This is a genomic window from Oleiphilus sp. HI0061, assembly GCF_001635675.1.
On the sequence record NZ_LWFE01000391.1, the window covers coordinates 1 to 11,517 of the forward strand.

The following is an 11,517-nucleotide window of genomic DNA, read 5'->3' on the forward strand; positions in this document are numbered from 1 at the left end:
AGCCCCCTTCTCATTTCATATGCCACTTACCACTGCAAACGAATATCTTTCATACGCTGTTTATCTGCTGGTAGCGTCGGCGCAGTATCCGGATCCACTTCCTTATAAACATTTGTCACCGGCGTAATGTTCGCGTCTCGACCATGGATAAAGTCCTGGTCAGCAACAATGGTCATGTAGGCTTTGTTTAAATCAAGTGCTCGACGAACAGAAGGCGTTAGCAGCTCATATACATCGGCGGCAACCACCTCTTCTTCCTTAACTGTCCCGTCTTCATTAAACCATTTCTCTAGCATTTCACCGTTCTCACGAAACTCATCACCACCACCAACTCGCTTTAGGTAGTCCAGGATTTCACCTTCGGTATCACCCATTACCGGCGCATCTTTCATGCCCTTCAAGTTAATATAGCCCCAACCTTCAGAGCCTGTAACCTTCCGTGGAAATGCAAAAGTCTGATCTATCGTACTGCCAATCGAGGTATGACAACCCATGCAGAAGTTATGTTCTTCATAGCTTTGTCTACGCATTGAACCGTCGGCATTTTCTATGAAGCCCAGAATCATCCAACCAAAGCTGTTATCAAGCCCATGATCACCACGATTGATATACTTCGGCAATATTTCATCAATCTTTTCTTGTCGCTCGTTGCCATACATGGAAATCAAATCAGGCTCATCAAACAATTTGAATTTGCGCATGTAACGCACTTCCTTCATTCGTGGTGACACACCTATATCACCATCAGCTGACACGCCTACATAACGAACAGTATGAAGGAATTGAACACCTTCAGGGTAAAGCATTGGTACGACCGCTACATCAGACGCTTGCCCCACATAGAAAGCGGGTCTATCTATTTCGTAAATCACACCAAGGTGACCATCATTATTCAAGTCGGTACAAAATACGCGCTCATCAACTTGTGGCAAGGATACTGAATCCAGGTTTTTAATCGCCGCTTCCATAATCGCAAGGTTAGCTAAATAAGTATCTCGTGAATAAGCACTGGTATCGTTAGTACAACTCTCGGCAGCCGCTCTGAACTCTTCAGGTAAGCGCACCATTACGTCATCTGTAGAGCCATTTGTTGGCCAAAAGGTGCTAGGTTGAGGTTTGTAATTAAATGCGACCCAGTAGCTGCCGTCTTTGGCAATGCCTTCGTCGTCAAAAGCATCTGCGCCTTGCTGTAAATTTACAAGTTTTGGGATAGGGCCTTCCCAATCCGAACTTGCTTCTAATTGCTCAATTAAAGGCGTGTAGTTATCCGTATTAATGTAATCAATAACCTCTTGATCTGAGATCTGACCAACCTTTTCAGTCTTATCTTCAAACAAGTTCTTCCAATGATTGGTCACCCCAACATCAGAGAAAGCATATTCTGCCTGTAATAAGCCATCGGCCATATAGTTTGTGCTGGAGCCAAAAGGATGTGTCTGGTGACAAGCCATACATGGATTGTGCTTTGCTTCATGTTTGGTATAACACTGAGGAGGGACAATCGCTTCTTTGTTATAGGTAATGCCATCTTCCGTCGCACGAAGCTGACCTGATGTTCCCTCATTAATCTCTGTCGGGAAATTAAGACTCGCTAATAGCTCTGTTTCAGCATCAGGGTCATTTTGTGTGTTGTTCTTGCTCGTATTCGAATCACTGCTACAAGCACTCATCAGAACAAGTAAGGCCAATAGGTTAATATATTTCATAAGAATTTCTTTAGTGTCTGAGAAAAAAGGAGGGCAACAATTCGCCCTCCCCTTGCAGTACTCTTAGAGTACTAACTTAATGAAAACTACAGTGCTGGATCTTCATATACCCAGATAACATTGTTTTCATGATTCCCAGTATCTTCACCAATCAATAGACGACCGTCGTCCATTACAGCTAGGTTATCCGGGTTAGAGATATTGTTAATACTACACTCATTCACATCACGATCAGAGTAGTATGGGCCACCCACAATTGCAGGAACCATAGTATCAACGTCTACGTTGCCAGCGTTTTCTTTCAAGGTCATACGATATACCACACCGCATGGGCCGTGAGTGCCGTCTAGCTGGATATCACCTTCATCATCAGCCATTGTTTTGTCAAATGATGACATAGCCATATACATGTAAGCCTGATCACCATCAGCAGCACCAGCATTCCACCAGTTATCTGCAAGACCATAGTTGATAACAACACCTTCCATCTTGCGGAACTCACCCGTCGCGCCCAAAGCAACAGCTGCTTTACGGCTCTCTAGGAACGCAGGACGGTCATCAGTAAAGGGATCAGCTGCAACAGAACCGCTGCCATCTAGATCCTGAGAAAGCTTAGCTTCAGCCCAATCATTGATTTGCTGATCAGTAATATAGCTTGGGCTAGCAAGTGTGCCCACATCATATTCAGCAATTGCAGCTTCGATATCAGCTTCAGCACCGTGCGCAAGCTCAATCCACTCAATTGCAAAAGCAGCTTCAGAAGGATCGCTAACACCATTCGTCTGAGTGACTTTCGCAGCGTATAAAGTACCAGAGCTCATATCACCTGCTGCATCAGCAACAAACTTGAAGAACACAACACCCGTTCCGTCATCACTCAAGAATACTGTTTTCTGGCCAGGCATCACTACGCTGTTTTCGTGAGAGAAGCGGCCTTGAAGCTCAAGTTTATTTAGTTCTACGTTTGCAAGCGCTGGGTCTGCAGCAGTGCTAGACGTACCGACTTCAACAATGTAGCCATACTTGTACGGGTTTGGCCATGCACCAGAACCGTCAGTTGGGTAACCCAAGTACTGAGCAAGTGATTGAGGGTTGCTGAAGTATTGATATGATTCATCAAACCAATCAGCCGTGTCATCAAAGTAAAGCTCTTCTGCTGTCAAAGGCGTGCCCCAAGGACTGACAGTACCGAAGCAGTTTACCCACGTTCCATCAACTGAAGAGAAATCTAACATACCTTCAAGAGATATATTTTGGTAACCCGTCTCATCTGCGCCAAGGTTGCTTAGGTTCATACGGCTCATGCTTCCTGGGCGGTCTTCCCAGTTAGTGTATAGGTAGAAGCCTGTACCGCCGTCAGAGATAACACCGTTAAAATCCGGATCATTAGAGCTCTTAATCAGAGTCGTGCCATCGGCAGCAAGAATATCACCCATCTCATTGCCATCGACCAAAGTATCTTCTTGCTGAGCAAGAACTTGATAACGACCTGTTGCTGTCATAACCACTTCTTTATCAGCAGTTGCAATTGGCGCATCCAAGGCAGCAAAGTTAGCCGGGAAGTTATTGAAGTCTTCACCAACAACAACACCTACAGTGCCCTTGTCAAAAATCTTGCCGTCTGCGTCAGCAGTTGTATTTGAAGAACTTGGGTGCTGTACGTTTAAGAATAATGTGCCATCAGTATTTAAGAACATACCGGTGAATTCTGCACCAACTGGCGCTGTTGCATAGCGCTTTAGCCCCATAGGAATATAGTTAGAAATACCATCGCTACCGTCTGCACCATCAGCGCCATCTGTACCGTTAGTACCATCAGTACCATTCGTTCCATCAACACCTGCTACACCAGCTGCACCTGCAGCACCCGCCTCACCATCATCACCATCTTCACAGCCTGCTAGCGCTAAGGTTGCAAGAAAAATGGCCGACACTAAAGGTCTTTTTGTAAACTTAGAACTCACACTCATCGTAACTCTTCCTCAAATAAAAAATCTTAGAATAGATGTTTTTTGCATGCGAAAGTTTGCAGAGCGGAAGTGAAAGTTTAGTGACATTTATGTGAATTAAAAAATACGGTTTCATAAATATAGAGCAGAAAAACCACATAAAAACGCACCGCGCCACTTGCGTTATAGCGCTATAACGCGGGCACCACAATTAGTCGAGATTCACTTAATAGAGACTTAAGCGTTATTAAGCGAGATTGCTGCATCACCCAGTCTGGGTTCTTGCGGTATTCGTTCAGATTACTAATAAAGCTGGCACTGGCACCTTCGGCTTTCTGTATTTCTTCTTCGATTGTCGCTTTGGCAGATTGATGCAAGGCATTGGCCTCACCTCGCGCTTGAGCCATTCTAGAGTTTCTTATGCTTTTCTGCTCCTGAACTCTTTTTCTTTTTTCCGTTCTCGCGATCGTTGCTTGATCAAAATTCTTTTTAATAGAACCGGGAGGCTTCAGCTTTTTAATTTGGATCGCAGTCAACCTGATACCTAAATTCAAGTCCCGTGCCTGCTGTTGAATGGAGTTCTTTAGATAGCTTTGAAATTGAATTCGACCCGTTGTTAACAAGTCGTTAATTGGTTTGCTGGCGATATATTGGATCACCTCAGCGGATGATACTTCAAATAGCAGCGCTTCAGGGTCGAGCGCCTGCGTACGAAAGATGCCAGGCTCCTCTATGGTATATTGAAGTATCAGACTGACCTCCAATAAGTTCTGATCACCCGTTGTCAGTTCCCGCTGAATTGGCGCCGATGTTTCCTCCACCATGTTCAGTTCCATTGAGCGTACCGAAGTCGCCTGTATCTTCTCTACCGTCTCCATGGGCCAAGGTAAATGATAATGCATGCCAGGCAAGACCTGATCGTCGACTATCTTTCCGAATCGCAATAATATTCCACGCTGCTCAGGCCCTACAGAGTAAAAGCCACTTAAGAGATATATCAACGGCAAGAGCCCTAAAAAGATCACCCACAAGACATGCTTATTTGATGCGAGTATATTTCTTAAATCACTTAGCATATGCATCTGACGCTCCGGGGCTCTCCAACAAGCGCTGGACGAGTGGTGACTCACTAGATAGAACCAAGGTCGTATCGTTGCCCATCATGTCTTTGTATAAATCCATGCTTTTTCGAAACTGATAGTATTCGGGGTCTTGGGCATAAGCCTCGGTAAATATTTCGGTTGCTCTGGCTTCCCCGTCACCCAACATGGTTTGCGACTCTCGATGCGCTTTAGCCAAAAGCTCACGTACCTCTCGTTCAGATTCAGCCTTAATTTTTTCAGCCTCTTCAGTACCTTCGGCACGATAGCGAGCAGCAATACGTTTTTGCTCTGCAATCATACGGTCATAGATAGCCTGAACATTTTGCCTAGGGAAACCAAAACGGTTCGGGCGAATAGCAAGCACTTCAATACCGTAATCCTGTAAGGCAACCGGAGCACTATTTGCAGTAATTTCCTCAAATATGCTTCGCAAACTGGATTTGTCAGGCCTTGTAGAGAATATGCCACTCAAGGTCGCATGACCTATTGCAGCACCAATATTAGACGTCACCAGATCGGTCAGCCTCGATTGTGCGACTTCGAGATTACGCAAACTACCCAGAAAAAGCTCAGGCTTTGAAATTCGCCATAAAGCGAAGCTCTGAATCACTAAATTTCGACGATCGCTTGTCACATATTCAGATGCAGGTAGCTTAAGTAACTGCATTCGCTTATCCATAAATACCTTGGTCTGAATAGGCGCAGGCAATTTAACCGTTAGCCCTGCTTGAGTGATGGTGCGAACAGGTTTCCCAAACTGCATAATGACGGCAGCTTCATTTTCTTTCACCACTACCAGACAAGTCGTCAGCAGGTAGCCCATGATTATCAGGACTCCAAGAATCCAGGAAACTCTTTTCACACTCTTAACCTCATGTATTAGAAAGTTAGCGACGATCGTTTTGCGGTAACCATAATCGAAGCTGCTGATTGGAAATCTTTGGGTCTATCACAGTAAGTTGTTTACCCTGAACTTGTTTTGCTAAGTTATTTTGACGGCTCTGATAATGAAGCGCTTCGGTTTGGCTCTGAAATAAACTTTGCAAAGGCAAGTATCGATTGATATCTCCCTCGGCACGCTCTATTTGTTCTGCCTTCGTTGCTTGAGCCCGATTAACTTCTCCTAAGGCTTTTGCATTGGCATTCGCCAAATCTTCCTGGCTTTTGGAGTCAGCACTCAATTTAGCCTTTAGCATCTTTTGATAAGCATTGAATCTTTTCCAGTGCGAATCGACGACACTAGGAGGAGCTTTAATAGATTGGATATGAGAGCGAATGTAACGAAGCTCCAAACCGGAAGCAGATAGGTCTTCACGTATCAGCTTATTTAGTCGACTCTCTAAAGGCTTTCTCGGCCCATTAAGTAAAGTCAGGTACTCGTTCTCTGCCGCAAGCGTAAGCAAAGCAGATTCTGCATAGCCGCCAAGGATATCCTTTTGAACTGCCGGATCGAGCAACAACTGATGGTAAGGTTCCAGCGAGAAGTGCAGCTTTAGATTAATATCGACCAGGTTTTCATCACGGCTTAGGAAGAACTCTCCTTCGCCTTTCACCTGAGGACTTTTTCCATCAATTTTGTTTTGCCACAGACCGCTGGCAACAGAACTTTCTTGCTCTATATTCTTACGGGCACTATCGGTATCAACACTCAAAATATTACGGTCTTGAAGAATGACTAGCCCTCCAAGCGGCCAAGGAGCCTTATAGTATAAACCTGGAGACAAGTGCTCATTATCAAAATGATGCAGGAGGTGGCCATAGGCAACGTGCCCGTGAGGCACTATACGAAAGCCACTCAGTAAATATGCAGTGCCCAGCAATGCAGCAAATATCGCCAGGTTTGCAGGTTTTCTAAGCTGTTTAGAATGATGCTGGAGGTGCTGAACCGACGGCATATCCATCAGTTTATCCATCAACGATACTTGCTTCAGCTCTGCACCGGTAAGCAAACTCTTAATACCCGAAATCAAAAGCTCAAGGCCGGCTATCGTAACCATCACAGCAATAATCACTGCGACAATCTCATCGAGGTAGATACCTATCATTGTACCTATCAATGAAAGCAAGACCGCAATTGAAGAAAATACATCGAGTTGACTATGATAACCATCCGCCACCAGAGCCATGGAGTTAGTTTCTTTACCTACCCAGGTTTTTAAACGAGACATTAACCAAGCAATCGCTATACATAACAATATACCTACGATGCCAACCCATAAATGTTGTAAATCTTCTGCCTCTTGGGATTTTATTTCCTGAATAATTTCTACCGGAACGTAAAGAATCAAGCAGGACATTATGATCGCCAGAATAGATTCCAGCTGATGCGCTTTTTCTTCAGAAATGGATAAGCGCCCTTTCTCGACAGAAACGCGAATACAGATGCCACAAAGTAAGGTAAGCGAGACCAAAATATCAGACAGGGAGTGATAAGCGTCAGCAAGTAGCGCTGTACTGCCTGTTATCCACGATGTTACTAACTTGATGGCCGTTAATATCAAGTCTGCAACAATAGCGATTAACGATGTACGAATTCGTCGATCTGAAAACAAGAGGGTCACCTAGTTCAAAAGAGAAGGTGAGTCTCTCAACTAAATGTGACAATTTTGTGTCAGTTTATTTGGAGTCAGAGTAGAACGGCACTTGCTTAAGCATATTTTCAATCTGAATACATGTTTATCTATAGGGTGCAATTCAGATTAAATAAGAGCCATTCATTTAAGGGCCCTTCTTTTGGTTTTCTCCGTGCAGACCATCGGCCGCTCTGTGTCCTTTGTGGTGGATTCATTTTTGGTGTCTTGATCTTCAAGATTAAGGCCCTTAACCACAGAGGGCACAGAGCGCTTTGCTGCACAGAGGAATAATGTTTTTCTAGGCACCCACTGTAAAAAAGTGAAATTCAGTTTAAGTAAGTGCCATACCGCCCGGAGTAAAAACTGGCGTTCTTACTCTGGGCCTAAATATCTATTTAATACTCATAAACCTCGGTGATGGCATCAGTCATGTGGTAGCCCGCAGTCGCAAATTCAGTCATCGACAACTTCGCCTTCATTACCCCACTTACCCAGACAGGCGTCCAAAATTCACTAGTCATTAAGGGCTCTTTTAAAGTCACATAAACGATCTGATTTTCAGGAGGCGGCGGTACATGAATGCAAGCTCCTACATAGGGTACCAGCAAGAATTCCGACACCGAGTCAGCGGTGAATTTGAGAGGAATAATATAACCCGGAATCTTGAGTTTCTGTTGATCAAGAGATTTCACGACTGGTGCAGGCTCCTGAACCTGAGCAGGTATTGGGTTTAGGTCCCCATCGTAAGCCTGCCCCTCGAATGACTCACCTTCAAAGGCGCCGCTTTCGAAAGACTCTCCTTCGAAAAACTCCTGCTCTTGTGGCACCGGAGGCTCCCAACCTTCGGGCATTAAATCATCCCAGGATATCTCTTTATACGTGTCTTTCCCTATTGCAAAAGCAAGCGGAGAGACAACAAGCAACACAACTAAAAGCACTCTTAGTAGCTTCATTTACTTTCTCCTAAAGTTTGATCGACATGCCGTCAGCTAAAGATTGTTTATAGGCTCGATAGCCCGGTATACAGCCGATTAACAAACTCATACCGACGACCGCTGCCACCAAGGCAAGCTGCTCAGAACCGAAGCTAGTCAGCGATATCGTTAAGCCATAGCCTTGCAATAAGGATTGACTCATCAATACAGCACCGAAAAATACCGCCAACCCTAGCGCACACCCAAGCACTGCAAACAGCAAGGACTCTGAGGCCAGCAGTACAAATATCTGGTTCGGCCGGCAACCTAAAGAACGGAGAATCGCAATTTCGCGCCGACGTTCATTTAAACTGCTAAGAATACCCGTTAATAAGCCAACGAAGCTATTCAATAAAACGAAGACTGCAATAATCAGCAAAGCCTTTTCGGCCACACCAATTAACTGCCACAATTCCCCCAAAGCAAGGCCTGGCAATACAGCTAATAAGGGTTCTTTTTTGTATTTGTTTATCGCTCGCTGGATACGGAAAATTTCCATTTTCGACTTTAAGCCCAGCATAAATGCCGTGATTTGTTTTGGTTGAAGATCCATTTCTAGCGTTTGTTCTGCAGTGACCTTGTTCCGAGATTGTGTACCCGACTGCCAATCAATATGTAATGCTTCAATACCTTCCAAACTAACATGAATCGTTCGATCAACAGGCGTGCCTGTGCGGGCAAGTATGCCAGTTAGTATAAAAGGTTTATCATCATGCCGGGAGAACCCGGTATCGTTAACACCGTGCGCCAAGGTCAGCTGATCACCAATTTTATAGCCTAAGCTTTCCGCAATCTCAGCACCAATCACCGCATCATAAACCCCGTCAAAGTGCTTCCCTTGCTCGAAGTCCAGCCCTCTGTCATCAGCAAAGCGGTAGTGTTTGAAATAATCCTGCGTGGTGCCCATCACTCTATAGCCTTTGTGAGAGTCCCCAAGTGAAATTGGAATAGCCCAGGCAACCGACTTGTGTGAAGAGATTTTTTGATAACTATCCCAGCCGATATTGTTGGTTGCATTGCCAATACGAAAAACGGAATACAATAACAACTGCACCGAACCACTTCTCGCGCCGACTAATAAGTCTGTGCCTGAAATCGTATTGGTAAAACTATGCTTAGCCTCTTTACGCACCGTATCGACACTCAGTAATAGAAAAACGCTGATACAAATACTAAACAAGGTTAAGCCACTGGTAAATTTCCGGTTGAGGATACTTTTCAGCGTTAGCTTCATCAGCAGTGCCCAATTCATAACACGGCCTCCTGCCCTTTATTTGAAGACTGTTCGCAAGCGCGGTTGAGTTCGCCTAACTGAATACTGCGATCAAAAGCGGCTTCCAGGCCAGCATCGTGGCTAACAAACAATATGGTCGCACCACTTTGCTTACACTCTTCTAGTAGTAACTGAATAAAGTGTTCACGTGTATCGGCATCCAATGCAGAGGTCGGCTCATCGGCAATAATGAGTTCCGGCGAGCCAATCAAGGCCCGGGCGGCGGCGACACGCTGCTGTTGGCCAACGCTCAAATCAGATACTTTTCGTGTCAGCATGGAGCGATCATTTAGCTGAAGCTGCGATAACAAGCGATAAGCTTCCTCTTCCAGGCTGCCCGACTTTGCTAATACTCGTTGAGTACGCAACTTAGAAAATTTACATGCCAGTGTGATATTTTCAATTACCGACAAATAAGGAATCAGGTTAAAAAGCTGAAAGATAAAGCCTATATGATCAGCTCTGAAGTGGTCTCGCCGGCTCTGACGCAGCTTGCTAATATCCGTCCCCAAAACCTCGATACAACCCGCATCAGGTAGGTTGATCCCACCTATAAGGCTTAACAAGGTCGTCTTCCCTGTACCACTCTCCCCTTTAATAAAGACACCTTCGCCACTAAGCACTTCAAACTTGGGGATATCGAGAACATCCCGCTGGCCCGAAGGCCAGCGGAAGCGTAAGTTGTCTACTTTCAACAGTACTTGTTTAGCATCCATATTAGAACGTAATACTCGTTTTACGGTGATCAAGCTCCTGTAAGCTCTGACCTGCGCTTGAAATAACCTGTGCTTCAACCTCCTGAAGAGAATTGAAGAGTTCAAACAAGCTAACCTTTACATCTTTCAGTGCCGCGATATTTTTACACTCGAAATGATACTCAGCTTCAAACTCACTATGTGATGCTTCGTGGTGATCATCATGTTCATCGTGATGCTCGTCATCGTGGTCCTCATGATGCTCGTCATCATGCCCCTTATGCGCTCCTGACAATAGCGCAGAAGAAACCGTTACATGCTCCAATTCGCAACCAGCACTCGAGCTCAATTGAAATAAGCGCTTAGCATCTTTAAGAATGCCCTCAGCTGCTTCGACTTTTGCCTTCTGTTCAGCGGTATTAGGCTGGTGTTCAAAACCAACAATATTCATCGCAGGTGACTTAAACACCATCTGCAACTCGTCCTTTTCCTGAACCACCGTCAATGTTGCATGACCATGTTCATGGGCTTCATGCTCTTCTTCAAAGGCAATCGCTACACGACTAGAAAGGGAAATAACTAAACAAACAAATAAACACTGAACCAGGTAGTTCTTCATACATAACTCCACATTAAAACGCTGTGCTGACGCACAATAAAATAATAAGACTTTAGAAATAAAAACTAAGCCTTAAAAGGTGGCGCTCTAGCGAGAAAGCTAAGGTGTGTATGGTTTGATTCATCCTGCTGACCGGGCCGTTTATAGCTAAGGCCTACAGAGACTAAACCGGAAAAGACATCACTCGGTACACAGCCAGTAAGGGAAGAAACAATCAGACAAGCTTCACACAAAGACTCAAATGCATGCTCAGTAGCAAGCTCCTCATGGTCTTGAGAACCACTGGAATGCTGATGATGAACATGATCGTCATGACTTAGCAGGTAAGGTGCAAAGCTGCTCTCCACGTGCTTCGCGGGATTATCCAAACGAAGATGTTCACTTGCATGGAACATGGCAAAGCTCGATGCAAAGAGCATCGTAAGGGCCAGGAAGTAGTGAAATAAAGCACGCAAGGGTTTAGTCATGCCAGCATTCTAAACAAACACTACAACAATTCAACTTTTGATATTTGGGCATGGAGCCCCCTGCCGACCAACGAGGGGCTCCTCAGCAGATAATTCTCCCGTCATAACACCTCTATTGCAATGCTTCATGATAATCATTATCATTTGCATTATTAATA

Annotated in this window: 10 protein-coding genes; all 10 read right to left on the reverse strand. The window is 44.8% G+C overall.

Annotation, left to right across the window (positions count from 1 at the left end; translation table 11 throughout):
* Positions 1–26: 26 nt before the first annotated feature.
* The 10 genes from A3735_RS05340 to A3735_RS05385 all read right to left on the reverse strand — a co-directional run bounded on the left by A3735_RS05340 (position 27) and on the right by A3735_RS05385 (position 11,359).
* Positions 27–1,706 carry a hypothetical protein gene (locus tag A3735_RS05340; RefSeq protein WP_068506869.1) on the reverse strand — a complete coding sequence of 560 codons (1,680 nt, stop codon included), beginning with the start codon at positions 1,704–1,706 and terminating at the stop codon, positions 27–29.
* A gap of 86 nt (positions 1,707–1,792) precedes the next feature.
* Positions 1,793–3,676: an alkaline phosphatase PhoX gene (locus A3735_RS05345; RefSeq protein WP_068506871.1), complete on the reverse strand. Its 1,884-nt coding sequence runs from the start codon at positions 3,674–3,676 to the stop codon at positions 1,793–1,795.
* Positions 3,677–3,846: 170 nt separating this feature from the next.
* The gene (gene hflK / locus A3735_RS05350) at positions 3,847–4,737 is read right to left on the reverse strand and encodes a protease modulator HflK (protein ID WP_068506873.1); all 891 of its coding nucleotides are present in this window, start codon (positions 4,735–4,737) and stop codon (positions 3,847–3,849) included.
* Positions 4,721–5,620, reverse strand: coding sequence for a protease modulator HflC (gene hflC / locus A3735_RS05355; RefSeq protein ID WP_156499423.1), 900 nt, complete (start codon positions 5,618–5,620; stop codon positions 4,721–4,723). Before hflC ends, hflK begins: the two co-directional genes overlap by 17 nt.
* Before the next feature lie 25 nt (positions 5,621–5,645).
* The gene (locus A3735_RS05360) at positions 5,646–7,310 is read right to left on the reverse strand and encodes a cation diffusion facilitator family transporter (protein ID WP_068506876.1); all 1,665 of its coding nucleotides are present in this window, start codon (positions 7,308–7,310) and stop codon (positions 5,646–5,648) included.
* Positions 7,311–7,726: 416 nt separating this feature from the next.
* Complete coding sequence (locus A3735_RS05365; protein ID WP_068506877.1) at positions 7,727–8,284, reverse strand: DUF3299 domain-containing protein; 558 nt, start codon at positions 8,282–8,284, stop codon at positions 7,727–7,729.
* A 10-nt stretch (positions 8,285–8,294) separates the two neighbouring features.
* Positions 8,295–9,557, reverse strand: coding sequence for an FtsX-like permease family protein (locus A3735_RS05370; protein ID WP_068506879.1), 1,263 nt, complete (start codon positions 9,555–9,557; stop codon positions 8,295–8,297).
* Positions 9,554–10,327, reverse strand: a complete 774-nt coding sequence (locus A3735_RS05375) for an ABC transporter ATP-binding protein (RefSeq protein ID WP_231875572.1) — start codon at positions 10,325–10,327, stop codon at positions 9,554–9,556. Before A3735_RS05375 ends, A3735_RS05370 begins: the two co-directional genes overlap by 4 nt.
* Positions 10,296–10,892, reverse strand: coding sequence for a DUF2796 domain-containing protein (locus tag A3735_RS05380; RefSeq protein ID WP_068513296.1), 597 nt, complete (start codon positions 10,890–10,892; stop codon positions 10,296–10,298). Before A3735_RS05380 ends, A3735_RS05375 begins: the two co-directional genes overlap by 32 nt.
* 65 nt (positions 10,893–10,957) lie before the next feature.
* Positions 10,958–11,359, reverse strand: coding sequence for a hypothetical protein (locus tag A3735_RS05385; protein WP_068513298.1), 402 nt, complete (start codon positions 11,357–11,359; stop codon positions 10,958–10,960).
* Positions 11,360–11,517: the final 158 nt, after the last annotated feature.

Bases quoted from the DNA above. Each gene is read 5' to 3' on its own strand.
- A3735_RS05340 (WP_068506869.1), bottom strand. From the start codon at position 1,706: ATGAAATATATTAACCTATTGGCCTTACTTGTTCTGATGAGTGCTTGT.
- A3735_RS05345 (WP_068506871.1), bottom strand. From the start codon at position 3,676: ATGAGTGTGAGTTCTAAGTTTACAAAAAGACCTTTAGTGTCGGCCATT.
- hflK (WP_068506873.1), bottom strand. From the start codon at position 4,737: ATGCATATGCTAAGTGATTTAAGAAATATACTCGCATCAAATAAGCAT.
- A3735_RS05365 (WP_068506877.1), bottom strand. From the start codon at position 8,284: ATGAAGCTACTAAGAGTGCTTTTAGTTGTGTTGCTTGTTGTCTCTCCG.
- A3735_RS05370 (WP_068506879.1), bottom strand. From the start codon at position 9,557: ATGAATTGGGCACTGCTGATGAAGCTAACGCTGAAAAGTATCCTCAAC.
- A3735_RS05380 (WP_068513296.1), bottom strand. From the start codon at position 10,892: ATGAAGAACTACCTGGTTCAGTGTTTATTTGTTTGTTTAGTTATTTCC.
- A3735_RS05385 (WP_068513298.1), bottom strand. From the start codon at position 11,359: ATGACTAAACCCTTGCGTGCTTTATTTCACTACTTCCTGGCCCTTACG.